The sequence below is a fragment of the Candidatus Latescibacter sp. IFSED24 genome (assembly GCF_058273205.1).
In genome coordinates, this window is sequence record NZ_CM177850.1 from 339,769 (window position 1) to 364,404 (window position 24,636).

Here is a 24,636-nt window from a genome sequence, read left to right on the forward strand (position 1 = left end):
CAGCTCGGGGACGTCGCCGCCTCAGCCGTCGTCCTTGTTGGGGATCCGCAGGACGAAGTCCTGACCCTTTTCCTCGACGCCCAGCGCGGCCTTCAGTTCGCTCTCGCTGGAGTGGCAGCCGATACAGGTCTTGTCGGTGGTGCCGCCGCCCGGTCCGGACACGTCGTTGGAGGTGTCGTTGTCACACCCCCAGAGGACGACCAGGATCAGTAGCGGCAGCAGGCCGAGTGCGGTGAGCTGCTTCATGGGGTTCTCCCTGGTTTGGATGCCACCTCGATGGTGATGGCATCCCTTTCCTTGCTGAGGCCAAGGGCGAAGATGGTGGCGGTGTTGGTGTAGATGTCGACGGGTTGGTTCCGGCTCGGGAACAGGGTGTCCCAGATCCCGAGGTTGAGGGCGCAGTCCATGACCATGCCCACGAAGCAGCGACCGGTGAGGAACGGCTCGACCGCGAGGATCTCGCCCTTCTCCGCGCGAATCTCCAGCTCGCGGGTCAGGAAGTCGATGTAGGGCAGGCGGATCTCCTGGAAAAGGACCGTGGAGACGTCGCCGCTGTCGAGGCTGTTGTTGAACATCAGGCGCATGAGCGCCGGGTCCTCGCGGGTCAGCGTCATGACGTGGCTGCTGACGGCGATCAGCGCGTCGCGGATGGAGCCGCGATCCGCGCGCTGAGCCAGATAGCCCGCGATATCGTGCTCGGCGGCCTTGCGCCGGATCACCTCTTCGTAGAGATGGCGCTTGCTGTCGAAGTGACGGTAGATGGCGGCCTCGGTGATGCTGCAGCTGCGCGCGATCTGGCGCACGGACGTGCCCACGTATCCATGCCGGGCGAAGAGGTCGGTGGCCCGGGACAGGATCTGGTCGCGGCGGTTGCTGGAGCCGTTTCCGTGGGGCAAGGCGCTTGTCCTACCATTTCAGTAAGCGAACGTTTACCAACTCGAAGATAGGCCCTGTGATTTCCTTGTCAACAATAGATTATCTATTAACAACCAAAACTGTCGGAATTGAGATTTCAACAAAAGAAAGGGGCTCCGTTTGCACGGAGCCCCGCATCGAGAGGAGTGGTCTAGAACAGACCGCTCACGGAGATGGCGTAGAGGTCCTGGATGTAGTCGTCCCAGCGATTCTCGTCGAACTCGTTGCGCCGGTAGGTGGCGCTGACGGCGAGCTTCTCGCTGGCCTGCCACCGCGCCCGGACCATGGCCCGGTCGTGGTCGCTCTGGACCGGGTTCAGGCTGGTGGATTCGTCGCCCTTGTTCTCGAAGTAGATGCCCTCGTACATGGCCTCGAACGAGAGCTTGGGCGTCAGGCGGACGGTGGCGCCGGGCGTGAAGCGGAGCGTGGTGCCGTCGTAGTTGAAGGCGCCCATGCCGGGCGTGGGGGTGGTGCCGTCCTTCAGTTCGTACTTCTCGGTGCCGTAGGAGACCATGCCGTAGAACGAGAGCATGGGGCTGGCCAGCCAGTTCAGGTTGGCGAACAGCCGATGGGCCTGCCAGCTGGTCTCGGTGTCCTGGTCCTTGCGCTCGAGCGACTGGTCGCGGCCCTGGTAGCCGAAGTCCAGCGGCAGCTTGGGCCTGGGCCGGGCCTGCAGCGCCAGCTCCCAGCCGAGACGCTGGCGCTGGTAGTCGCCCATGACCCCGTACCAGTCGTTGTCCGACACCGCGTGCTCAACGTTGCGGTCCTGGTAAAGCAGCCCCACGCGCAGCTTGGTCTGGCGGCTCAGCCGCGACCTTATCCGCAGGGCGAGCTCCTGGTTGCGTTTCTTCTGGTCGAGGGACCGGCTGCGGGTCGCGGCGACCTCGCCGGGCAACGCGCCCTCGGCGGTCTGCTCGGTGAGCTCGGTCTGGCGGTACTTGTAGTGCAGGTGGATCCGGGTCTTGCCCAGGCTGGTGTTGTCCACCGCGGCCATGGCGTCGACGTAGTCGCGCTGGCGGTCCGAGCCCAGGAGCACGCCGTCGGGGTCGGCGAGGTTGCCGTCGGTGTCCTGGCTCGACAGTCCGCCGCTCAGGCGGACCATGGTGTTCCGGGACAACCGGCCCAGCCAGGCCAGCCGGCCGGTGGCGATGTGCGATTCGTTGTCGAGGTTGCCGACGTCGCTCGCGCCCCAGGTCTCGCCGCCCTTGCTGGTGAGGTCGCCCACCAGGCCGTAGAACTGCAGCCGGTGCCTAGCGTTGAGGTCGTAGGCCACGTCCAGGCTGCCGCGGAAGTCCTGGCGGTCGTCGGTGTAGACGTGGCCGGTGGTGTATCCGCGGTCGCCGTCGCTGCCGCGGAAGGCCAGGCGCAGGTCGCCTTTGAACCGGCCCAGGGCCATGGCGCCGCCGATCCAGACCTCGTACAGCGAGGTGTCCATGGTCTGGACCGCGGGAGGCGTGGAGAGCGCGCCGCCACGCAGCAGGCTGCCCTTGCGTCCCTCGCGGCGCATGTCGACCACGCCGCCGGTGAGGTCGAACGAATCCGACAGGTGGAAGCGCAGGTCGAGCTTGCCCTGGGCCCAGCGCAGGCGCGGGTCGAAGTCGAGCGACGCCGGCGGCGGGGGATAGGGGAAGTTGGGGTTGCGCATCTCGCTGTCGGTGTCGGCGAAGGTGTGGTGGCGGTGGTAGGTCAGGGTGGCGCTGTACTTGCCGGGCGTCGAGCTCCAGACACCGAAGTCGCCGCTGAGGCCGCCGCCCTCGAGGTTGCCGAAGTAGCCGCTGGCGTCGATCTGGTGGCTGCTCTCGCTGGTGCGATGGTAGCCGAACAGGCCGGTGCCCATGGTCTTGCCGTAGAGCTGGGTGTCCTCGGCGCCCTTGGCGCGGTCGCCATGGCGGTCGGCCATGACGAGCGACGCTGTGGCGTGGTTGTCGAGGCTGATCAGGTCGCCGGCCGGGGCCCAGATCCGCATGGACTGGGCGGGGAGCTCGGTGGCCGCTGCGGGCAACGCGGCCAGCAGCAGGACCAGCATGAGCGCGGTGGTCAGGTGCGTGTTCTTCATGACCTTGCCTCCTTTACTGGTCCAGGAAGTTGGGGTTGATGTTCGAGCCGTGGACCTCGCGGTGGCAGTCGTAGCAGCGCGCCTCGCCCGCGATCAGGCCGCCGTGGTTGACGTCGCCGATGGCCCAGCTGTTTCTCTCGCCTGTTTCTGGGTCAATGATGTCGTTGTTGAAGCCGGCCTCGAAGTGGCACTGCAGGCAGAGCCCGTTGCCGTCCTGGGTGAGCATCTTGTCGTGCTGCGAGCCGTGGGGCAGGTGGCAGCTCAGGCATTCCTCGCCGTCGACGCCCTCGTGCTCGAAGACGAAGGGGCCGCCGATCTGCGGGTGGCAGCTCAGGCAGCCGGCGTTGAGACCTTCCCAGCTGGCGAGATCGTTGCCCGCGTGGTGGTCGTGGCAGTCGCTGCACGACATCTGTCCCTCGAGCACCCGGTGGCGGAACGGCAGCCGGAACGCTGCGACCACCTCGGTGTGGCACTGCAGGCAGAACTCGCTGCGGTTGCGGAATTCCGCCGCCGGCCGCGCCAGACCGGGGAAGTGGACCTGGTCGGTGTGGCAATCGGCGCACGAGACCTCGCTGCCCGCGTGGGGGCTGCCGGCGAAGTGCAGGTCCATGCTGATGTGGCACTGGGTGCACATGTCGGCGCGGCCGGCGGCCTCGAGCTGGCCGAGCTGCTCGACGCCGAGGATCCAGCCGTCGCCGCCCTCGTCGACATGGAGGCTGCCGGGACCGTGGCAGGCCTCGCAGCCGACGATGTCGGTGCCCGGCACGGCGAGCCCGCGCTCCCAGGCGTGGGGGGAATGGGTGTAGAACTCACCCACGTCCTCGTGGCACATGGTGCATTCCTCGGCTCCGACGTACTCGGCATCCGCCGGCACGTCGAACCGCTCGAGGTACTTCTCGCCCGCGGCGACCTGCAACGGCAATAGGACCGCCAGACAGATGACCAGGCAGATGAGACTCCGCATGAGAACCTCCAGACGCTCGGGAACGGGACCGCTAGCGCGACAACCATAGTCGAGGAACGGTGTTAACTTCAAAGAGTGTTTTAACGGATCCGGACGACAATTTAACAACAGGACGGATCAAGTTTTGTATTTATCCGACACGAATCCAGGCCTCCGGCGGAGTCTTGCACGGATTCCCCGTTCCGCCACCATGCCGGATCCGCTACCCTGTGCAGCACGTAGCCGACCGTGTCGGCGGGACTCCGGCCCCCTTCCCGGCAAGGAATTGCGCCCGCCAAGGTCCGCGATCGGCACGCCACGAAGGAGTCGTCATGGACTGGTCCAACAATCGCCTCTGCCAGCTGCTCGGAATTCGCCTGCCCGTGATCCAGGGCGGCATGGTGTACATGAGCGGCGCCCGGCTCGCCGCCGCGGTCAGCGAGGCCGGGGGCCTGGGGCTCCTGGGCTCGGGCAGCATGCGTCCCGACCTCTTCCGCGAGCAACTCCAGAAGTGCCGCGCGCTCACCACCCGGCCCTTCGGCGTGAACGTGCCACTGCTCTATCCGCACTCGGGCGAGGTGCTCGACATCGCGCTGGCCGAGGGGGTCAAGCTCTTCGTCACCAGCGCGGGCTCGCCCAGGCGAGTGGTGGGCAGGCTCAAGGACCACGGCTGCACGGTCCTGCACGTGGTGGCCAGCCCGATCCTCGCCCGCAAGTGCGAGGAGGCGGGCTGCGACGGGGTGGTGTGCGAGGGTTTCGAGGCCGGGGGGCACAACGGTCGCGAGGAACTGACCACGCTGGTGCTGGTGCCCGAGTGCGTGGCCGCGGTGGACATCCCGGTGGTGGCGGCGGGCGGCGTGGCCACCGGCGCACAGTGGGCGGCGTGCATGGCGCTGGGCGCCGACGGCGTGCAGATCGGGTCGCGGTTCGCAGTCACCCAGGAATCGAGCGGCCATGCGGCGTTCAAGCAGAAGGTGGTGGACGCCGGGCCTGACGCCACCATGCTCATGCTCAAGAAGCACGTGCCGGTGCGGCTGCTGCAGAACGCCTTCGCCGAGCAGGTGGCGCAGCTCGAGGCCCGCGGCGCCTCGCGCGACGAACTGGCCGAACTCCTGGGTCAGGGGCGAGCTCGCCGTGGCATGCTCGAGGGTGATCTCGAGACGGGCGAGCTCGAGATTGGCCAGGTCTCCGGACTCATCGACGACATCCCCACCGTGGCCGAGGTTGTGTCCCGCCTCGAGGCCGGTTACGACGAGGCGGTCCGGCGGCTGGGGGCGCGGTGACCGCGCCGACGGCGGTGGCCGCGGACGATCTGGCGGCGCACCTGGCTGAACTCTGCCCGCCGCTGGGGATCGACCTGGCCGGCGCCGCAGCGCTGGACGGTCCGGCGCCCCACGCCGACGCCTGGCGAGCCTGGCTCGACAACCAGCAGCACGGCGACCTCGACTACCTCGTCCGCACCCGCGAGGAGCGTGCCGACCCCCGGCACCACAACCCCTGGGCCCGGTCGCTCCTGGTCTTCGCCCAGCGCTACACCCAGGGCTGGTCCGACACGGCCAACGGTTCGTGGCTCGACGGCGTGGCCCGCTATGCCCGTGGCCAGGACTACCACGATGTGCTCCTGGCTGCGGTCAAGACGGTGTTCGCGGAGCTGCGCACGGTCTGGCCCGGCCTCGCGGCCTTCCCGGCAGTGGATACGGGGCCGTACCTCGAGCGGGACTGGGCCGAGGCGGCGGGATTGGGTTTCGTCGGCAAGAACACCTGCCTCATCCACGAGACCCTCGGCTCGGGGCTGGTGCTGGCCGTGGCGCCCACGAACCTGGTAATCAGCGGCCTTGCGACGGCTCCCCGACCGCTGTTCGCCGTGGCCCCGCGAGGCCGCCTGCCGCGTGCCGCCACCGATCGCTGCGGCCGCTGCACCCGCTGCCTCGAGGCCTGCCCCACGGGCGCCATCACCGCCCCCCGGGTCCTGGATGCGGGCCGTTGCCTGTCGACCTGGACCATCGAGTGGCGCGGCCAGACGCCCCCTGGCCAGCGCGAGCAGCAGGCCGATCACCTCTTCGGTTGCGACATCTGTCAGCAGGTCTGCCCCTGGAACGACCGGGCGCTGCGGGCCGCGGACGTGCCGCTGCCGGTTCCCGCCTACGCCCCGCTGCCTGTCCACGCCGAACTCGACCTGGCCGATCTGCTCACGCTCGGGGCCGACGAATTCCGCCGCCGCTTCCGCCGCACTCCGTTGTGGCGCGCCCACCCCCAGGGCCTCCGCCGCAACGCGCTGGTGGTGGCCGCCAACACCGGCCGGCGCGATCTTCTGGAGGTGGCACGCAGCCTGGCCGCCGACGATCCCGACCCCGACGTCCGCGCGGTGGCGGCCTGGGCCACGGCGCGCCTGGAGGAGCAGTCATGACCGTGACGGCAGCACACTGGGAAGCCCTCGCCGACCAGCGCGTGCAGTGCCGGCTGTGCCCGGTGGGCTGCCAGCTCCGTCCCGGACAGGATGGTCCCTGCGGCTCGCGCGGCAACCGCGCCGGCGCCATGGTGCCACTGCAGTACGGCAAGGTGGTGGCGGCCGGGGTCGACCCCATGGAGAAGAAGCCGCTCTACCATTTCCTGCCCGGCGCGCCCATTCTCTCGGTGGCCGCTCAGGGCTGCAACCTGCACTGCGCCTTCTGCCAGAACTGGCGGATCAGCCAGCTGGGGGAGGCTCCGGCCGGTCGCACCGAGGACCTGTCGCCGGCCGACGTGGTGGCCCTGGCGCGCGCGCACCGCTCGGTGGGCATCGCCTACACCTACAGCGAGCCGCTGGTCTGGTTCGAATTCGTGCGCGACACCGCCCGGCTCGCCCATGACGCGGGCCTGGTCAACGTCATCGTCAGCAACGGCTACATCGAGGCGGCGCCCCTGGCCGAACTGGTCCCGCTGCTGGACGCGGCCAACATCGATCTGAAGAGCATGGACGACCGGTTCTATCGCGAGATCTGCAAGGCCAGCCTCGCGCCGGTGCTGCGGACCATCACCATGCTGCACGCCGCGGGCGTCCACCTGGAGGTGACCAACCTGGTGATCCCCGGCCACAACGACGGCGACGGAGAGATCGCCGCACTGCGCGATTTCGTGGCCGACCTCTCGCCGGACATCCCGCTGCACCTGTCGGCCTACCGTCCCGAGTGGCGCTTCGAGGCGCCGGCCACGCCGCCCGCCACCCTCGCCCGTGCCGCGGAGATCTGTGCGCGGAGGCTGCCCTACGTCTATGCGGGGAACGTGCACCTGGCGGACTGGTCGGATACGCGCTGTCCGGGCTGCGGGGCCGTGGTCATCGCCCGGCGCGGTTACACTACCGAGTCGCGGCTCGCCACGCCCGCCTGTCCCGATTGCGGGCTGGCCCTGCCGGTGGTGACCGAAAGCTGAGGCCCGGGAAGCCGGCGGCGAGTCAGCCCTCCGCGCCGCCCCAGCCCGGATCGATGTGCGTGCAGCGCACGTTGGTGGTGATCCCGCCGCGGACGAACCACTCGCCGACGACCTCCATCATGCGCGGCCGGCAGGCGGCCACCAGGTCGTCGAGGATCTGATTGGTGACCTTCTCGTGGAAGGCGCCCTCGTCGCGGTAGCTCCACAGGTAGAGCTTGAGCGCCTTGAGCTCGAGGCACTGCTGGTCCGGCACGTAGGTGATGTGGAAGTGCGCGAAATCAGGCTGTCCGGTCAGCGGGCAGAGGCAGGTGAACTCGGGACAGTCGAACTCGATCTCGTAATCGCGCTCGGGCGCCGGGTTGGCGAAGACCTCGAGATCCTTGCTGGGCTGGGTGGCCATGGCCGGTCCTTTCAACGGTGGGTTCGGGGGCCATGCTAGTGCCTGGAGCGCGTTGGCGCCAGTTCGAGGATCCTGGCCGCCCGGCCCCGTGACGGAGGCGTGGTCCAGATCCGGAAATTTTGGCCACTCGAATAAGTCGTTCTCCCGGCGACCGTTCGATCCCGATCGCCCCGGCATTCGGGGTCGAATTCTACTTTTCAGCACCCCAGATGAGCCCAGGTGCGTTACAATAAGGGTTGTATTTATCGCCAAGATCCACCGGAGGTACTCATGTCTCGCAGCCACTCCATCGCTGTGTTCCGCCTGCTGCTGTTTCCGCTCCTGATACTCATGTCCGCCTCGGCGCTGGCCAAGGATCCCTCGGGGGTGACCACCCTCGCCAGCGACACCGAGGAGTTGCGCCTGCGCGTGACGATCCCCGCGGACGAGGATCAGTGGCATGGCCTGGTGGCCGTGCCGGCAGGCAAGAGCGCCTCCCTGCTCACCACGGCGGCGAGCATCGATCTGGGACCGGCCGCGACCATGCACGGGATCCGGCTGGTGCCCCTGAGCGTGGGACTGGCCGACGACGGCCAGCGCGAGCGCGAGGTGACCATCGCCTTCGCCACCGACCCGTCCCGATCAGTCGTGGCCCGACCGCGTCTGGCCGCCACGTTCGCCAGGCTGCTCGAGTCCACGGCCCTGGGCGGAGCCGCGGTGCGAGGGCAATACGAGGAGGTGCCGGGCACTTACCTGATGATCGTCCCCGAGGTTCCGGGCGTCCTCGAGGCTGTGGCGCCGCTGCTCGAGTGGCGCCGCCGCCAGGGTTATCAGGTCCAGATCGCCACCACGCTGCAGACCGGTACCAGCAACGCCCAGATCAAGGCCTTCATCCAGCAGGTCCACGACACGGCGACCTCGCCGCTGGCCTACATCACCCTCGTCGGCGACGCCAACGGGTCGGTGGCGCTGGCCACGTGGTTCGAGGGGCTCTCGGGCTACCACGGCGAGGGCGATCACTACTACACCACGCTCGAGGGCGACGACGTCCTGGCCGACGCGCACATCGGCCGGCTCAGCACGCGCACGGTGAGCGAGCTCGAGGGGATCGTCGCCAAGATCCTGGCCTACGAACGCACGCCCGATTCCTTCACCGACCCGAGCTGGTACAGCCGTGCCACCCTGGTGGGTGACCCCAGTGCCTCGGGCGCCACCACCATCTATGTCAATCAGTGGGTCAAGGAGCAGTTCCTGCAGCCGCTGGGCTACACCCAGATCGACACCATCTGGACCGCGCCCTTCGCCAGCCGGATCTTCTCCAGTCTGAACCAGGGGACCTCGGTCTACTCGTACCGCGGCTACCTGGGCTGCAGCGGTTTCAGCACCGGCTACATCGACAACCTGAGCAACGGCGGCGAGATGCCGTTCGCGGTGATGCCCACCTGTGCCTCGGGCAGCTTCGCCAGCAACACGCACACCTACACCGAGGCCATGCTGCGCAACCCCAACGGTGGCGCCATCGGCGCCGTTGGCACCGCCACCACGGGCACCCATACGCGTTACAACAACTGCTACTTCCACGGCACCTGGGAGGGCGCCCTGGGCGAGCGCGACCGCCATCTCGGCTATGCGCACACCCGCGGCAAGATCGAGCTCTATCGCCAGTACAGCGTCAACGAGCCCAACATCGTCGAGATCTGGGCGACGTGGAACAACCTCATGGGCGACCCCGCCACCGAGATGCGCCAGGCCCTGCCCACCGTGCCCCAGGTGACCCATGCCGGGCTGCTGCCCGCCGATGCCGGCGGCCTGGCCCTGTCGGTCACCAATGCGCTGGGGGTCCCGCTGGTCGGCCAGCGGGTGGCGCTGTACCAGACCGATCGCGACCCCGTCGCCGGCTATACCGATCAGGCCGGTCAGGTCCTGCTGCCGTTGCCGGCGGGCGCGGTCCCCGGCGCGCTCCAGGTCACCGTCACGGGCGACGACCTGGTCCCGTACCAGGGCACGGCCCAGCTCGGCGCCGTGGATGCCTGGTGCACGGCCGACGGCTGGACCTGGGACGACGGCGGCAACGGCATGCCCGACCCCGGCGAGACCGGCGAGCTGTCGGTGATCGTGCGCAACCTGGGCGACCAGGCTGCGCTCGGAGTCGTGGTGGGACTGGATTCCCAGACTGTGGGGGTCGACGTGAGCGATCAGCAGGTGGTCCTGGGCGACATCCCGGCCGGCGGAACCGCCATGGCGGGAACCTGGACCGTGACCCTGCCCGATGACCTGCCCGACGCCACGCCGGTGGCGCTCCGTCTGGACGCCACGGCCGCCGGGGACAACTGGTCGTCATTGGTCGATCTGCCCATCGCCGCCCCGGCCTTCATGGTGATCGGCACGAGCTGGTCGGCCCTGCCCGGACAGACCAGCCTCCTGGAGATCACCCTGGCCAACGAGGGCTCGGCCGGCGCCACGGGCGCCAGCGTGAGCTTCGCCTCGACCAGCCCGTTCCTCCTGCCCGCCGGCCCGGTGACCGTCCCGCTGGGCGATGTGGCCGCCGGCCTGTCCGCCTCGGCCAGCTTCAGCCTGGCCGTGAGCGCCGACGCCTGGGGCGGACACCTCGCCGACTGCACCCTCACCGTGACCACCATCGCCGGCACGCGCCAGGAGCTGCCGCTGCCCCTGGCGCTCGGCTCGCCCAGTAACAACAGTCCCGTGGTGGACAGTTCGGGCGCCTACGTGGCCTGGGACGACGAGGACCCCTCGCCCGACGCTCCGGCCTACTGGTGGCGCGAACTCGACCCCACCTTCGGGGGCGTCGGCACCGACGTGGGCCTGACCGACTTCGCCTACGAGCAGGACGACACCCGCACGGTGGAGCTGCCCTTCAGCTTCACGTACCACGGCGAGGCCTACGACCAGCTCTCGATCTGCTCCAACGGCTGGGCGTCCTTCGGCCAGACCTATCTGGTGCACTACCGCAACTGGGGTCTGCCCGCCGCCGGCGCCCCCGAGACCATGCTCGCGGTGTTCTGGGACGACCTGGTCCAGAACGGCAGCAACAGCGTCTACCACGCCTACTTCCCCGAAGAGGGCATCTACGTGGTGCAGTGGAGCCGCATGCGCAACCGCCACAACGGCAGCCAGAACTGCGAGCTGGTGCTGTACGACCCGGCGGTCCACGAGACCGCCACCGGTGACGGCCTCATCGTTTTCCAGTACCAGCAGGCGACCAACAACGACACGTCCCGAGGGTACGCCACGGTGGGCATCCAGAACGGCGAGGACGGCCTGACCTGGACCTACTACAACCGGTACGCGCCTGGTGCGCGCACCCTGGGCACCGGCCGGGCCATCGCCTTCGTGCCCACGCCACCGGCGGCGCCGGCCGCGATCGCGGTGACCCCCGATGCGTTCGACCTCCAGGTGCCGCCCGGCGGCTCCACCCAGGTGACCCTGGAGATCACGAGCGATGGCGTGATGGGGTCGATCCTGAACTGGCAGGTGGGCGTGCGCGAGCCGCAGACCATGGTGCCGGCCGCGGCGGTCACCGACGAGCCGGGCTCGCGCGACCGCTGGGTGACGCTGACGGCTCCCGACGGTGGTGAGACCTGGCTGATCGGCGAAACCAACCAGATCACCTGGGATGCCAGCAGCGAGCTCGACGCCGTGCGCCTGCAGATCGACCGCGGCCTGGGCGACGGTTGGCAGACCCTGGAGATGATGGTGGACGCTTCCCTGGGCGCGTATTCCTGGACGACCAGCGGGCCGGCCAGCCAGAGCTGCCGCATCCGGGTGACCGACCTCGAGGATGTCCTGGTCTCCGACACCAGTGACCAGGTCTTCACCATCACGCCGGACCTGTCCTGGGTCAGCGTCGAACCGGCGGCGGGCCAGATCACGGGCGGCGAGACGGCCGTGGTCTCGGTGACCGTGGATGCGAGCGAGCTGCCGATGGGCACCCACGAGATCGAGCTGGTGGTCCTCAGCAGCGGCGGCGCTCCGGTGATCGTGCCGCTGTCGGTGGTGGTGGACGAGATCTCGGCCACGCCCGACGCCCCGCCGTCCTCGCTGGGGCTGGCGCAGAACGCGCCCAACCCGTTCAACCCCCGGACGGTGATCGACTTCGCCCTGCCCCGCGACAGCAACGTCCGCCTCACGGTGCACGACCTGCGCGGCCGGCTGGTGCGGACGCTGCGCAGCGCCACGCTGCCGGCGGGCAGTCACCAGGTGGTGTTCGATGGGACCGGGGAGGATGGCCGGCGGCTGGCGTCGGGCACCTACGTCTACCGGTTGCAGGCGGGCGGCGAGGTGCTGACCAGGCGACTGACCCTGGTCAAGTAGACTGGCTACGGAACGCCGACCGCGATCCGCAAGAAAGAGCCCCGGCCGTCGACGGCCGGGGCTCTTCGCGTGTGGTGATGGGTTGCGCTACTTGATCAGGGCCATGCGCCCCACCGCCGAATGGCTGCCGCTGGTCACCTTGTAGAAGTAGATGCCCGCCGCCGCGCTGCGGCCGCGGTCGTCGTCGCCCTTCCACTGCACGGAGTGGGTGGCGGCCACCAGATCGGCGTCCACCAGCGTCTTCACCAGCCGGCCCTTGACGTCGTACACCACCACGGTGGTGCGGGCGGTGGTCGGCAGGGCGAAGCGGATGGTGGTGATGGGGTTGAACGGGTTGGGATAGTTCTGGTCGACCCGGAAGGCCATCGGGACCGCGGGATCCTCCACGGCGTTGGCGGTGCCACAGTCGGCCTCGAGTGCGCCGATCAGGCCGCAGCCACCGCTGTTGTCGGGAGCGCAGGGGCCGTCGGGGTCGACCCGGTAGTCGCCCTGGGCCACGTCGCAGAACAGCGGGTCGGCGGCGATGTTGCCGTTGGTGCCGGTGGGATCGGTAACGCCGCCCCAGCCGGTGCCGTCGTTGCCGAAGACGTCGTTGCACGCGAAGGTGCCCGAGCCGCTGGCCACGTAGATGCCGTTGGCGGTGCCGGTGCCGCCGGTGTTGAACGCGCTGATGGTGTTCTCCAGCGTCAGCACCGTGTTGGACGAGTAGAGGCCCGCGCCGCCGGCGGGACAGCTGTTGTCGGCGATGGTGACGTTCTGGACCGTGGCGCTGGTGCAGTTGTTGAGGTAGAACGTGCCGGCGAAGTACTCGCCCGTGTTGCCGGTGATCACCGTGTTGAGCACCTGCACGTCGGTGCAGTTGTTCAGCTGCAGGCCGCCGCCGGTCTGGCCCAGGTTGTCGGCGATGACGGCGCCGTCCAGGGTGACGCCCGTGTTCTGGGCGAAGAGGCCGCCGCCGGCCATGAAGGTCGAGGCGTCGGTCTTGCTGTTGCCGCTCACCTCGACATCCACGAGCTCGAGGCTGCCGCCCTCGATGAAGATGCCGCCACCGTTGGTCTTGGCCGTGTTGCCGGAGACCGCGCCGCCGTTGTAGACGAGGTTGGTCACGTCGTTGACGCCCGCGGCATGGAGGCCGCCGCCGTTCTCCGCCGCGAGGTGGCCGGAGATGGTCACGTTGTTCAGGGTCACGTCGGCATCGATGATGCGCAGTCCGCCACCCAGCGCGGGATTGCTGAGGTTGTCGGTGATCACCGTGTTGTCGGCGATGGTCACGTCGGTCAGCGAGGGCGCGCCACGGTAGATGTAGACGCCGGCGCCGTGGACGGAGGTGTTGCCGGTGATCACGACGTTCTCCAGCACGGCGTTGCTGTTGTTCAGGGCGATGCCGCCACCGAGACCGAGCTCGGAGCTGCTGCCCGCGTTGTTGCCGGTGATGGTGAGGTTGCGCAGCGTGGGCGAGGTGCCGCTGAGCACCATGCCGCCGCCGTACTTGGCCGCGAAGGGGATGTCGGCGAAGAAGCGGCCGCCGCCGTTCTGCACCTGGAAGCCGTCGATGACGGTGTCGTTGCCGATGGTGCCGGAGAACTGGACCGCGGGGTTGTTGGGGTTGCCGCTGATCACGGTCGGGTTGCCCATGGGGTCGCGGGTCTCGTAGCCGGGGTCGTAGCCGCCGCGGATCTGCATGCCCTTGCCCAGGAAGGTGGTCACGCCCAGGGTCTCGCTGCCGAGCACCTTGATGGTGTCGGCCTGGGCGGCGGAGTTGATGGCGTCGCGCAGCAGGACGAACTCCTGCGGCACGAGCTGGATGTTGTCGCCCAGCGCCTTGAGCAGGTTGACCCGTCCCGCACCCAGCAGGCCCGCGTAACCGGGGTTGATGTCGTCGATGTCGTCGCACGAGGCGAGGAGGATCGCCGAGACGTCGTACGCGGTCATGGTGGGATCGGTGGACCAGATCAGGGCCGCTGCGCCGGCTGCCAGCGGCGAGGAGAAGCTGGTGCCCTGGGTGGAGGTGTAGGTGTGCGACTGGGTGGAGCGGTCGTAGGCGGTGGTGTAGATGTTGACGCCCGGGGCGCAGAGGTCGACCCAATCGCCGAAGTCGGAGAACTCGGCCTTGCCATCGTCGGCGTTGGTGGCGGCCACGGCGAGCACCGCGTCGTCGTTGTAACCACCGAGGTAGTCGGGCTCGTCGTCGCTATCGTTGCCAGCGGAGGTGAAGATCAGGCAGCCGGCGTCGAGCGCCGTGCGGACCGCTCCGGAGAGGAATTCGCTGTTGCCCCAGGACGCGTTGAGGATGTTGGCGCCGTTGACGGCCGCGTAGACGATGGCCGAGGCGGCGAAGTCCATGCGCACCACGCCCTGCTCGGGCTCGCCCGGATCGGGCACCGGGAGCCAGCCCACCCGGAGCGCCATGATCTTGCAGCCGGGGGCCGTGCCGGCGATGCCGATGCCGTTGTCGGTGATGGGCGCCACCACGCCGGCGCAGTTGGTGCCGTGGCTCTCGTAGTCCATGGGATCGTTGTCCTGGTCTGTCACGTCCTGATCGTCGTAGGGCGGGGGCAGCTGGCTGGGCAGGTTGACGAAGTCCCAGCCGCGGATGTCGTCGATCTTGCCGTTGGCGTCGTCGTCCACGCCCGGTGTCCCGTAGTACTCGTCCCAGTTGGTCCAGATCGCGCCGTTGACCCGGTCGGGGTGGCTGCCGCCGAGGTCGGGGTGGTGCCAGTCCACGCCCGAGTCCATGACCGCGACCACGATGTTGGAATCGCCCAGGGATTCGGCCCAGCCGCCGAGCGCGCGGACGTCGCCGCCGCCCAGCGCCGCGTTCCGCAGGTAGTACTGCGCCGGGTTCAGATCGTTGGGCATGTAGGCGTTGCCGTAAGTGCGGCAGATGTCCACCGCCTCGGTCTTGACGACCACGCCGACCTTGGCGTAGTCGGCCAGCACGTTCTGCAGGCCGGCCGCGGCCGGGAAGTCCACGGTGTAGACGCGCGAGAGCTCGTCACGGAGCTCGTCGTTCTTGATCCTGTCGACCATGTCGCCGTACAGCGGCTGGATCTCGCTGACCCCGTGCTTGAGCGACACGGCGTCCAGCGACTCGATGCCGGTCAGGGCGAATCCGGCGCTCTTCTCGACGGAGAGCTTGACGCCGGACTGGACCGTGATCACGACGCGGTCGGGGACCTGGCCGACCACGGAGGCGTTCTCGTAAGTGGCCGCCGTCGCGAGCGCGCTCAGGGCGAGCAGGGCGACGAGGACGAGGGCATACTTCTGCATGGGCTCCACTCCTCGGTGGCAAAACGGGGGAACACGCGGACGGTGGCGGGCGTGCTCCGGGGAAAGCGTACCAGTACACATAAGAATAACGGAATTCGCACCCCGTATCAATTCCTCAACGTATCGCCCATATGGTGCCATCGAAATTGTGTCCGGCGGAATCGAGTGGGATCTGGCCGTATGATTCCTGCCGCGATTCTGATATTTTCACAAAGAAACTGGTGAACGAACCCCATCTGGAGCACCGGACACACTCTCGATGGCACAAGACAAGGCCCCCCTCGGGGGTTCTAGGGAGGGTTTCTTGGCACACGGTCCCCTCGACATCGTCTTCATCGAATCCCACGATGGCGGCTCCCACCGCGAGTTCCGGGAGGGCCTGATCCAGCATTCCAGCCATCGCTACCGCTCGCTGACCCTCCCGCCGCGGTTCTGGAAATGGCGCATGCGCGGCGGGGCGCTGTGGTTCGCCGACGAGCTCGCCGCGGCGCCCGAGCCCTGCGACCTGATCTTCGCCACCAGCCTGCTCAACCTCGCCGACCTGCGCGGACTCCTGCCGCCGCCGCTGGACCGGCGGCCCCTGGTGCTCTACATGCACGAGAACCAGCTCACCTACCCGCTGTCGCCCGACGAGGAGTTCGACTTCCATTTCGGGTTCACCAACATCATCAGCTTGCTGGCGGCCGACCGGGTGGTCTTCAATTCCGCTTTCCACCGCGACCTCTTCCTCGACGCCTTGCCCAGCTACCTCGGCCGCATGCCCGAGAATGTGCCGGCGGGGATGCGCGGCCGTCTCGAGGCGCGGTGCACCGTCCTGCCGGTGGGATTGCCGCGCACGCCGGCCACGGGGCTCGGCGCGGCCGTGTGGCGGGGCAGCGCCTGCACGCCGGAGGCGGGTCCGCCCTGGCCGCGCGATGGCCGGCGGCCGGTCCTGCTCTGGAATCACCGCTGGGAGTTCGACAAGCGGCCCGACCTCTTCGCCGACGCCCTGATGAGACTGCTCGACGCGGGGCTCGATTTCGGGGTCATCCTCCTGGGCGAGGAGCGCCATCGCGGCGAGGTGTTCCAGCCGCTGGTCCAGCGGCTCGGCGACCGTTGCCTTCAGTTCGGATTCGCCGCCGAGCGATCGCGCTACGAGGAACTGATCTCCCGGGCGGACATCGTGGTCAGCTGCGCCGAGCAGGAATACTTCGGGATCGCCGTGGCCGAGGCGGTGCATGCCGGTTGCTATCCGGTGCTGCCCCGCCGCCAGGTCTACCCGTCGCTCTACGGGAGCCGCTGCCGGGGCCGGCACTTCTACGAGACCGCGGACGAACTCGTGGCGCTCCTGGCGGCGCTGATCCGCGGCGACAGCTGCGGCCATGTCTGTTCGCTCTCCCGCGACCTCGACGAATTCTGCTGGGAGCGCCTGGCGCCCCGCTACGACGCGCTGCTGCGTGACGTCGCCGAGCACGGCGGCAAGGAGGGACCATGGACCGACGCTTCTACCTGATCGACGTGGAGGGGGTCCTCGTCCGGGACAAGAGCTACCGCCCGGTGACCGGTTCGGTGGCCTGGCTCGACGGCCTCGCGGCGCGCGGCATCGCCTGGCGGCTGGTCAGCAACAACACGACGCATCGGCCGGCCGACCTGATCGCGGCGCTGCGGCAGGCGGGCTTCACGGTTCCGGCCGATCATCTGATCGGTGCGCTGGGGGCCGGGCTCGCCTGGTTGCGCGAGCAGGGACACCGGCGCCTGGGCTGGCTGGGCGCGGCCTCGCTGCGGCCCTATCTGCAGGAGGAGGGGTTCGTCATCGCGGCGGACGAGGCGACTCGCTGCGATGCCGTGGTCCTGGGCGTGGCGCCGGACCAGGTCCTGGGCGACCTGGATCGCGCGCTCGGCTGGCTCCAAAACGGCGCCGACCTGCTCTGCCTGCATCGCAACGGTCTGTGGCTCGATGCCAACGGGCGACCCCGCCTGGGACCGGGAGCCTGGGCCGCGGCCCTGACGGCGGCCGTTCCCACGGCGAGGGTGGTCACCGCGGGCAAGCCCGAGCCGGTGGTGTACAAGCTGGCGCTCGAATCTCTTGGCGTAAAACCCGAAGAGGCGCTATTTATCAGCGATGACCCTTTGACCGATCTGGTCGGCGCGCGCCGGCTGGGCATGGCCACCGTCTTCGTTACCAGTGGCAAGTATCCCGACGACGGGGTGCTCGCCTCCCTACCCCCCGAGCTCCGACCGGACCTGGTTCTGGATCGGGCCGACCAGCTCTAGAAGGATCGGGCGCCCTTGAAGAACAACGTCGCCGTCGAGAATCCCCGCAACGACCAGCGCCGCGAGCGACTGCTCACCATCGCCTTGACGGCCTGGGACCTGGAACGGTTGCGTGCGGACGATCGCGAGACGCGGACCCGGCTCATGGTGCTCAAGACTCACGAGCGGCTCAGCTTGCTGGCAGAGGCCGAGCGCGGGGTCGAGAAGCACAAGCGGTCGTTCCTCAAGGTGGGCGAGGCGGGACAGCTGGGAGTCCTGCTGGTGCACGGCGCGGACCAGTCGCCGGCGAACCTGGTGCCGCTGGCGCGGACGCTCAACGAGGCCGGCCTGACGGTTCACGGCGTGCTGCTGGTGGACTATGGTCACGGGGTGACCGACGATCCGGAAGCCCGCTGGCGGGCCAGTCTGCAGCAGATCCGGCAGGGATACACGCTGCTCGAGCGCAGCTGCCCCGGCGTGGCCGTGGTGGGAGTGGGCTTCGGGGCCGCGCTGGCCCTGCACCTGGCCAAGCGCGAGAAGGTGGCCTCGCTGGTGCTGGTGGCGCCTGAACTGGTGGCCCGGGTGGGCTTCTGGGTGCGCCTGATCCAGCGGCTCAAGCTGTTGCGCGTGCCCTTCGTGCGGCGGCGCCTCGTCCACGTGGTCGACGCGCTCGAGTGCATGAGCCAGGCCGAGGACCTGGTCGGTCATCTGGATGTGCCCATCTTCGGGGTGCATTGCGACGACGATCCGCTGGTGCCGCCCGCATCGCTGCGGTTGCTGCAGAAGAAGGCACGCAACCATCAGAGCCGGTTCCAGGCGTTCCCCGAGGGGGGGCACGACGTCCTGGCTGCCCATGGTGGCAAGGGGCTCGAACGCGACATCGCCCGCTTCATCACCCAGGAAGCACGAGTCAAGCCGTAACCGGATCAGCCCTCGGCCAGGAGGCGCTGGAGCGTGCTGTCGTCGAGACGGGCGCCCAGTCCCAGGTGCCGGCGCGCCATGGTCTGCAGGGCCTGGACGTAATCAGGCAGGTGCCGGGCCATCTTTCGCCAGATGACGGCGAGGGCGCTGTCGGGCGACCCGGGTCCTCCGACCAGACAGCCGGCGATCTCGTAACCGTGCCGGGCCACGGCCATGTCGCGCGCCCGGGTTTCGGCCTCGGTCAGGCGCCAGCCGACCCGACGGCGGCGTACCAGGTCTCCCCGGTCCAGCAGCCCCAGAGCCAGGAAACGGTGGTCGGCCTGCCGGCGGTAGTGGTGACGACGCGGCCGCCGCTGTTCGGGCGCCAGGTCCGGTCGCAGGAGCGGGGCGATGCCGGGCTGGATGCCAGGGCGCGGATCGCCGGCCGCCCACTGGCAGAGGAGGTGGATGACGTAGATGTTCACGTCCTCGTCGGGGCCGCGGCTGTTGGTGGCGAACCCGGCCTCGCTCCGGGCTTCGAGCCAGTGCTCGGCGAAGAACCACCCGAGCGGCCGGGGGCCTTCCCAGGACGGGAAGAGGCTGTGGTAGGATGTAGTGTCCGCAGGGAGCGCGACGGCGGGCATGGCGAGCCTCCAGGTCCAGGGTGGCGACAGCTCGACCTTGCAGTCCCCATGCCCGCACGCTTTTGGGACCCGGAGAGACCTCTTGATCTTTCAGGTCTCATTCCGGACCGGGGGCGGTCGGTTCTCCGCCGCCGCCGCCACATTTCCTGCTACGGTTCCCCTGGCGACGGCCGATACCCCTCAGGAGACATGCTTCGAACCCCGTGCCAGAGAGGTATGCGGCATGAGTGAGCGGGAGTTCCTGGATCTGGACGAGGACCTGGTGGAGGAGAGCGCCGATTCCCCGGTCGGGGAGTGGGACGACGACCTCATGGATGACTTCCCGGCGGACGACCCGGCGGCCCAGGAACTGGGCAACGCGGCGGTGCCTGCACCGACCAAGGGGGAGTCCAAGCCGACCGAGAAGAAGGCCGCCAAGAAGGCCGCCAAGAAGGCCAAGAAGCCCCGCGCCCCTCAGGGCCGGCGTCTGTCCGCCTCGGGCTTCTATTTCTTCCTGCTGGTGCTGCTGGCGGGGCTCACCCTGGGCGCCGGTCTGTTGACCGCCACGGGGGCCGCTCCCGAGCAGCTGCTGGACTTCTCGGGCTTCCGTGACCCGTTGACCATGGGCGACTTCCGGGCGAATCCCATCAACGCGTTCTGGCTGGCCGCGGCGGTGACCCTGTTGGCGGCCGTCCTGGCGGCAGTGGCGGTGGGCAAGCGCCTGCAAGGGCTCGAGGCCACGCTTGCCGAACAGGACCGTCTGCTCGACGCCCTGCGCACGCTGGATCCCGAGGATGCCGAGTCGTGGCAACGCGAAGAGCTGCAGTCGGATCCCGATCTGGTGGCGGTCACCACCGGTCTGATGGGGCACGCCAGCCTCCAGCAGGCCAAGCTGAACCGGTATGTCGGCCTCGAGGGCGAGTTGCATCGCCTGGAGAAGGCCATGGCCGAGGACAGCCAGACCGATCTGAGCGGCAGCTGGGAGAATCCGGCGGTGGGCAGCCTGGCCGATCAGGCCCTGCGGCTGATCCGCGACCGCGAGGAGGCGACGCGCAACAACTCGGCCCAGCAGCAGAATCTCGACGCGCAGGGCCCCGACCTGGTGGCCGGGCTGCGCGATGCTCGCGGCTGGAACAGTGCGACCCACGACCAGCTCAACGTGCAGGGCGCCTCGCTCGAACGCCTGGCCCGCCGCCTGAACAAGCTGGCCGAGACCATGCCCCAGGACGCCGATCATTCCCGGCGCCGGGACCGGCTCCGCCAGGCCCTCGAAGCGGTCAAGCAGACCATCGAGAGCCTGCCGGCGCGGTCGGCCGCCGCGGGCGAGACCGGCGACGCCGGCTTCACCGCGCTGATCGAGCGCGCCAGCCGCCTGGCCTTCCAGATCGCCATGGAGGTGGCGCGGCTCGGAGCCAAGGGCGAACGCCTGCTCCCGTTGACCCAGGACCTGGAAGAGCTGACCACCGAGCTGCGGGCCGTGGCCGATCACGGCAAGCCCCAGCAGGACGGTGAGGATCCGCGCGACCGGGCGCTGGAGAACGTCCGCGGTCGTCTGGCCGAACTGGATCCCGACGTGCTGCAGGACGCTGGCGAGGACAGCGCGGCTCGGGCGGTGATCGAGCTGGCGCCGGCGGCCGGGCAGGTGGCGTCAACACTGGCCAAGATCGGCAAGGACTTCAACAACCAGACCGACCGGCTGGGGCAGCTATCGAGCCTGGCCAGCGAACTCACCGGCATCGAGCTCGCCGACCTCGGCGATCCGCAGGCGGCTCCGGGCGGCATGCTGGTCGATCGCTTCGACCCCTTCGCGTCGGGCGCTCAACCCGAAGGCGGCCTGGTGGCCGATCCGTTCGCCAGCTCCGGTGGGTCGATCTTCGATGCCGGGAACGCGGGTGGCGGCGAGTTCACCCAGACCATCCTGCCGGGCGAGGAGAACTCGCTGGTCGAGTCCCGGGAACCCGTGAGCGAGGAGCCGGAGGCCCTGGTCCTCGATCCGCCACTGTCCGCTCCGGCGGCGCCGGTGGCACCGGCGGCGGAGGTCGAGAACGCCGACGCGGAGCCGGTGTCCGTGGAAGAGCCTCTTCCGCTGGAGTCCGAAAAGGTCTATGATCTGAGCGAATTCGATGCGGTTCCGGTCACTGCTGGGTCCGGCGCCGATCTGGACAAGGCCGACCGCATCTACGAACTCCAGGAGCTGGGCGCCGTTCGCATCGACTGAACTGGACGCCATGGACCTGAGCGAATCCAGCCTGACCGACCTGGTGGCGGAGCTGCGCGAGCGGCTCCGCCGCTTTGCGTCGGGCCCTCCGGGGCAGGCGGCGGCGAATACCGAACCGGGTCCGCTGACGGTGGCTGGCCGGGCTGCTCTGGCCTCGAGGCTGCTGGCGGTGGTGCTCCAGGGGCGTCAGGGGCGGCAGGCCGCCCGCGTCGCCAGGGCGTTGCAGGACCTGGCCAAGTCCCTGGACCAGGCGTCCGCCCCGCTTCCGGGCAGTACCTGGGAAACCGACCTGCGGGCCCTGGCCAGCCAGTTCGAGTCCCTGGCGGCCGCGTGGGATCAGGACGATGGCGCCGCCCAGGTGCAGGCCTGGACAGCGCTCAAGCGGGCCGGCGATCACCTCTGGGCCGCGCCGGTCGGCTCGCCGGCACCCGCGGCGTCGGAACCGGCACCGGTGCCCGCATCGCCGGCGGAGTCTGCGGTTCCCGCCCCGCTGGGCCCGATCTGGTTGCTCATCGGCGGGGTCGTGCGGCGCCAGATCCTCTGTCAACGGCTCGAGCTGGCCGGTCTCCAGGTGGATTGCCTGGAGGACGCCACATCCGCGGCCTCCCGTCTCGATCACGAGCTGCCGGCCGCCCTCGTCTGCGACGATGCCGTGCCCACTCGTCATGGCAGCCATCTCCGTCGTATCCTGCCCGCCGATTCCCCGCCGCTGATCCTGGTCCGGAGCCGGGATACGGGCCTGGAGCAGGGGACGGTGCCGGTCTGGCTGCCTCCCTATCGCACCGAGGATCTGCTGTCGCGTTTGACCCGCTAGCAGACCACGCATGTTGCGACTGTCCGCTGATCGGACCGATTCGCGCGTGCTAATTGCAATCCCCAGACGTTCCCAGCACGACCGAATCATCCGTCGAAGGGTGCGTGATTCCTTCAGAGGGGCCGTTTTACCGCGTCAAACCCGTCCTGACAGCTCGGGGCATGGGAGTTGCTGAATTGGACATCGCACCTGTGGCACAAACATGCTTTGCAAGCGCGGATGAGGAGTTCAGCCCATGCTCGACCAGAAGGACCGCCCGAACATCTTCATCGGGGCCGAGGAATCCACCAGCCAGGTGATGACCTCGGTGGAGGCGGCCGACTACCTCAAGATGCACGTCAAGACCGTCTGCCGGTTGGCCAAGGAGGGGAAGATCCCCGCCAAGAAGGTCGGCAGCGAATGGCGCTTCCTGCGCTCGGTCCTGGACAGCTGGCTCGCCGAAGCGGTGGTCTGAGCCCTACAGGAGGATCGTCTTGGCCACCCGTTTCGAACCGATCAAGCTGACCGACGACAGCCTCTTCGGCGTCAAGCTCCAGGGCGCCTTCGGGCGTGGTGATCGCCAGCGTCTGCTGGAGCTAGCCAGCAAGTGCCTGAAGAACGACAAGATCCGGCTCGTCTTCGATTGCACCGAGCTCGATTCGCTCGGTGGCGGCGGGGCCGGCGTCCTGGCCGACCTGCAGCGTCAGCTCGTGGAACTGGGCGGAGAAGCGGTGTTCGTGGGGCCGGGGTCGGTGGTCCGCAAGTTCCTGACCAAGAAGTTCACGGATCTACCGCTGCGGTTTTTCGCCGACCTGGCCGGGGCACAGTCGGCATTCGGGGTCGACATGGTACCGGACGCCGCGGCGGCCGACAGCGGCCTCGACGCCATGCTCGACGACTACGAGCCCGGAGACAATCAGGCCAGTGACCAGGCCCGGCGGACGGCCGACCTGGTCACCGCGGCCTATGTCTCGCTGGACGACACGCTGCAGGCCGCCAACGCGGGAGGCAACCAGACGCTCCTGGGCGAGGCTCTGGCCGTGCTCCTGGATAGCCACGACCTTGCCGCCGAGACCATCTACTGCGCGCCCCGAGACGACCATTATGTCTCCGCGGACGGACGGTGGCGACTGCCGGCCGATGGCGGCATCGTCGCCTCGCTGGTCCGCACACGCCGCCCGTTGACCATGCTCGATATCGAGGACAATGCGCTCTGGGACGAGGAGACCCAGCTCCTGGAGGATCTCCAGCCCGACCTCATCCTGCCGCTCATCCGCGAAGGGGTGCTGACCGGGGTGGCGTTCCTGCAACGCGGGGGTGATAGCCACGAGTACGGCCTCAGCGAGGTCTTCGCCCTGGAACTGCTCCAGCGGCTCCTCTCCGTGCCCCTGACCCAGCCGGAAGCGGCACCGGCCGCGGCCACTCCGCGGGTCTCGATGCCGGTCCCCGGAAGCGGTTCGGAGACCATGCTGCACGTCAAGCTCGAGCTGGCGCGAGGGCTGCAGGACGCGCAGGACATTCCCCACTTCTGGCAGGTCTTCATCGCGCGGTTGCGCCTGGCGGCCGAGGTCAGCAGCCTGGTCTTCCTCGATACCGAGGAGCCCGGTTGCGCGCCGTTCCTGGCGGGCGAGGCGCGCCGGGGCCTGGACGCCGAGGGCCTGCGCAGCGAGCGCATCACCACCTTCTTCCGGACCCTCGAACGCCCCGTGGAGGTGGCCAACATGCCGGCCAGCTTCCAGGAGGTGCGCGACGCGCTGCTCGAACGCGGCGCCCAGTACCTGGTGGGCCTGCGCGCCGACGACCAGACTTTCCTCGGGATGGTGGCCCTGGGGCTGCGCTGGCGCTGTCGTTCGGGGGAACCCACCGACGAGATCCTCGAACTCATGGAGATCACGGGCGAAGCGCTGCTGCGACTGCGCGAGAACCAGCGCCGCGCCGACATGAGCCTGGGCCTGCTCGAGACCCTGCTGGTGGGCGAGGAGCAGGATGGCCACACCGACGATCCGGTGACCTGCCACACCGCCGAGGCGGTGCGCCTACTCGCACGGGAGCTGGGGCTGCCCCCCGATCAGGAGCGGGACCTGGTGCTCGGAGCGCTGGTGCGCAACCATGGTCTCAGCCGGGACGATTTCGACGATCTGGTCGCCGACCAGCTCACCGGCCAGGACTGGGAGACCTTCCGCGCGCATCCCGACGCGGGCGACCAGCGCATGGCCGCGCTCAACGCGCCCGCCGCGGTGCGCGACGCGGTCCGCCATCACCACGAGCGCTTCGATGGACGGGGCTTTCCCCTGGGCCTCAAGGGCCGCGACATCCCCCTGGTGGCACGACTGGTGGCGGTGGCCCAGCACTATGCGTTGAACCTCGCGCGCCACGACGCCGACACCGCGCTCCAGGCGGTCCAGGAGGAGGCCGGCAAGGGTCTGGATCCGGACCTGGTGGAGATCTTCAGCAAGGCCGTCAAGCGGCAGCCCGGCAAGACGCCCGTCCCCGCCTGATCCTGTCTCACTGTCTCCGCTGTCGACACGCCGGTAACAGGTCGTGTCCCGCTTCTGCGCCGTGCCCAG

At 69.0% G+C, this 24,636-nt stretch carries 18 protein-coding genes; 11 read left to right on the forward strand and 7 right to left on the reverse strand.

All coding sequences use genetic code 11. From position 1 onward, the window contains the following. Window positions 1-21: 21 nt before the first annotated feature. The 4 genes from IFSED24_RS01325 to IFSED24_RS01340 form a co-directional block, all read right to left on the reverse strand. Window positions 22-246 (reverse strand): hypothetical protein, encoded by a 225-nt coding sequence (locus tag IFSED24_RS01325; RefSeq protein WP_491333430.1) that lies wholly within the window; start codon window positions 244-246, stop codon window positions 22-24. Next, window positions 243-896 carry a TetR/AcrR family transcriptional regulator gene (locus IFSED24_RS01330; protein WP_491333431.1) on the reverse strand — a complete coding sequence of 218 codons (654 nt, stop codon included), beginning with the start codon at window positions 894-896 and terminating at the stop codon, window positions 243-245. Before IFSED24_RS01330 ends, IFSED24_RS01325 begins: the two co-directional genes overlap by 4 nt. 170 nt (window positions 897-1,066) lie before the next feature. Next, window positions 1,067-2,971, reverse strand: a complete 1,905-nt coding sequence (locus IFSED24_RS01335) for a TonB-dependent receptor (protein ID WP_491333432.1) — start codon at window positions 2,969-2,971, stop codon at window positions 1,067-1,069. A gap of 13 nt (window positions 2,972-2,984) precedes the next feature. Continuing rightward, window positions 2,985-3,935, reverse strand: a complete 951-nt coding sequence (locus IFSED24_RS01340; protein WP_491333433.1) for a cytochrome c3 family protein — start codon at window positions 3,933-3,935, stop codon at window positions 2,985-2,987. Between the two features lie 311 nt (window positions 3,936-4,246). Between IFSED24_RS01340 and IFSED24_RS01345 the strand changes: the two genes are divergently transcribed. Genes IFSED24_RS01345 through amrS form a run of 3 tightly spaced genes read left to right on the forward strand, consistent with a single transcriptional unit; the run spans window position 4,247 to window position 7,322 of the window. Further along, window positions 4,247-5,197 (forward strand): NAD(P)H-dependent flavin oxidoreductase, encoded by a 951-nt coding sequence (locus IFSED24_RS01345; protein ID WP_491333434.1) that lies wholly within the window; start codon window positions 4,247-4,249, stop codon window positions 5,195-5,197. Beyond that, on the forward strand, window positions 5,194-6,321 hold the full coding sequence (locus IFSED24_RS01350) for an epoxyqueuosine reductase (protein ID WP_491333435.1): 1,128 nt from the start codon (window positions 5,194-5,196) through the stop codon (window positions 6,319-6,321). Before IFSED24_RS01345 ends, IFSED24_RS01350 begins: the two co-directional genes overlap by 4 nt. After that, window positions 6,318-7,322 (forward strand): AmmeMemoRadiSam system radical SAM enzyme, encoded by a 1,005-nt coding sequence (gene amrS, locus IFSED24_RS01355; RefSeq protein WP_491333436.1) that lies wholly within the window; start codon window positions 6,318-6,320, stop codon window positions 7,320-7,322. Before IFSED24_RS01350 ends, amrS begins: the two co-directional genes overlap by 4 nt. A gap of 22 nt (window positions 7,323-7,344) precedes the next feature. Here the strand turns inward: amrS and queF are convergent, their stop codons facing one another. Then, complete coding sequence (queF, locus tag IFSED24_RS01360; protein ID WP_491333437.1) at window positions 7,345-7,722, reverse strand: preQ(1) synthase; 378 nt, start codon at window positions 7,720-7,722, stop codon at window positions 7,345-7,347. Window positions 7,723-7,992: 270 nt separating this feature from the next. Here queF and IFSED24_RS01365 point away from each other — a divergent pair, with 270 nt between their 5' ends. Beyond that, window positions 7,993-12,033 (forward strand): C25 family cysteine peptidase, encoded by a 4,041-nt coding sequence (locus tag IFSED24_RS01365; RefSeq protein ID WP_491333438.1) that lies wholly within the window; start codon window positions 7,993-7,995, stop codon window positions 12,031-12,033. Window positions 12,034-12,120: 87 nt separating this feature from the next. On the opposite strand, the gene IFSED24_RS01370 is transcribed toward IFSED24_RS01365, so the two are convergent. Beyond that, window positions 12,121-15,303: a S8 family serine peptidase gene (locus tag IFSED24_RS01370; protein ID WP_491333439.1), complete on the reverse strand. Its 3,183-nt coding sequence runs from the start codon at window positions 15,301-15,303 to the stop codon at window positions 12,121-12,123. A gap of 304 nt (window positions 15,304-15,607) precedes the next feature. On the opposite strand from IFSED24_RS01370, the gene IFSED24_RS01375 reads away from it, so the two are divergent. The 3 genes from IFSED24_RS01375 to IFSED24_RS01385 are packed head-to-tail and all read left to right on the forward strand — an operon-like array spanning window position 15,608 to window position 18,456. Beyond that, complete coding sequence (locus IFSED24_RS01375; protein WP_491333440.1) at window positions 15,608-16,795, forward strand: tRNA-queuosine alpha-mannosyltransferase domain-containing protein; 1,188 nt, start codon at window positions 15,608-15,610, stop codon at window positions 16,793-16,795. Further along, window positions 16,774-17,556, forward strand: coding sequence for an HAD-IIA family hydrolase (locus tag IFSED24_RS01380; RefSeq protein ID WP_491333441.1), 783 nt, complete (start codon window positions 16,774-16,776; stop codon window positions 17,554-17,556). The genes IFSED24_RS01375 and IFSED24_RS01380 overlap by 22 nt, the downstream gene beginning before the upstream one ends. Window positions 17,557-17,571: 15 nt before the next feature. After that, window positions 17,572-18,456, forward strand: coding sequence for an alpha/beta hydrolase (locus IFSED24_RS01385; RefSeq protein WP_491333442.1), 885 nt, complete (start codon window positions 17,572-17,574; stop codon window positions 18,454-18,456). Window positions 18,457-18,461: 5 nt separating this feature from the next. On the opposite strand, the gene IFSED24_RS01390 is transcribed toward IFSED24_RS01385, so the two are convergent. Next, window positions 18,462-19,079, reverse strand: coding sequence for a hypothetical protein (locus tag IFSED24_RS01390; protein ID WP_491333443.1), 618 nt, complete (start codon window positions 19,077-19,079; stop codon window positions 18,462-18,464). A gap of 223 nt (window positions 19,080-19,302) precedes the next feature. On the opposite strand from IFSED24_RS01390, the gene IFSED24_RS01395 reads away from it, so the two are divergent. From IFSED24_RS01395 to IFSED24_RS01410, 4 genes are all read left to right on the forward strand, one after another. Next, entirely contained in the window at window positions 19,303-21,276 is a 1,974-nt protein-coding gene (locus IFSED24_RS01395) for a hypothetical protein (RefSeq protein ID WP_491333444.1), read from the forward strand. A gap of 10 nt (window positions 21,277-21,286) precedes the next feature. Continuing rightward, window positions 21,287-22,090, forward strand: a complete 804-nt coding sequence (locus IFSED24_RS01400; RefSeq protein WP_491333445.1) for a response regulator — start codon at window positions 21,287-21,289, stop codon at window positions 22,088-22,090. 235 nt (window positions 22,091-22,325) lie between these two features. Beyond that, window positions 22,326-22,544, forward strand: a complete 219-nt coding sequence (locus IFSED24_RS01405; protein WP_491333446.1) for a helix-turn-helix domain-containing protein — start codon at window positions 22,326-22,328, stop codon at window positions 22,542-22,544. A gap of 19 nt (window positions 22,545-22,563) precedes the next feature. Then, window positions 22,564-24,567: an HD domain-containing phosphohydrolase gene (locus IFSED24_RS01410; protein ID WP_491333447.1), complete on the forward strand. Its 2,004-nt coding sequence runs from the start codon at window positions 22,564-22,566 to the stop codon at window positions 24,565-24,567. Window positions 24,568-24,636: the final 69 nt, after the last annotated feature.

Excerpts from the sequence above, each read along its gene's own strand:
- amrS (WP_491333436.1), top strand. The coding sequence starts at position 6,318 with ATGACCGTGACGGCAGCACACTGGGAAGCCCTCGCCGACCAGCGCGTG.
- IFSED24_RS01345 (WP_491333434.1), top strand. The coding sequence starts at position 4,247 with ATGGACTGGTCCAACAATCGCCTCTGCCAGCTGCTCGGAATTCGCCTG.
- IFSED24_RS01370 (WP_491333439.1), bottom strand. The coding sequence starts at position 15,303 with ATGCAGAAGTATGCCCTCGTCCTCGTCGCCCTGCTCGCCCTGAGCGCG.
- IFSED24_RS01390 (WP_491333443.1), bottom strand. The coding sequence starts at position 19,079 with ATGCCCGCCGTCGCGCTCCCTGCGGACACTACATCCTACCACAGCCTC.
- IFSED24_RS01335 (WP_491333432.1), bottom strand. The coding sequence starts at position 2,971 with ATGAAGAACACGCACCTGACCACCGCGCTCATGCTGGTCCTGCTGCTG.
- IFSED24_RS01340 (WP_491333433.1), bottom strand. The coding sequence starts at position 3,935 with ATGCGGAGTCTCATCTGCCTGGTCATCTGTCTGGCGGTCCTATTGCCG.
- IFSED24_RS01365 (WP_491333438.1), top strand. The coding sequence starts at position 7,993 with ATGTCTCGCAGCCACTCCATCGCTGTGTTCCGCCTGCTGCTGTTTCCG.
- IFSED24_RS01325 (WP_491333430.1), bottom strand. The coding sequence starts at position 246 with ATGAAGCAGCTCACCGCACTCGGCCTGCTGCCGCTACTGATCCTGGTC.
- IFSED24_RS01380 (WP_491333441.1), top strand. The coding sequence starts at position 16,774 with ATGGACCGACGCTTCTACCTGATCGACGTGGAGGGGGTCCTCGTCCGG.
- queF (WP_491333437.1), bottom strand. The coding sequence starts at position 7,722 with ATGGCCACCCAGCCCAGCAAGGATCTCGAGGTCTTCGCCAACCCGGCG.
- IFSED24_RS01400 (WP_491333445.1), top strand. The coding sequence starts at position 21,287 with ATGGACCTGAGCGAATCCAGCCTGACCGACCTGGTGGCGGAGCTGCGC.
- IFSED24_RS01395 (WP_491333444.1), top strand. The coding sequence starts at position 19,303 with ATGAGTGAGCGGGAGTTCCTGGATCTGGACGAGGACCTGGTGGAGGAG.
- IFSED24_RS01405 (WP_491333446.1), top strand. The coding sequence starts at position 22,326 with ATGCTCGACCAGAAGGACCGCCCGAACATCTTCATCGGGGCCGAGGAA.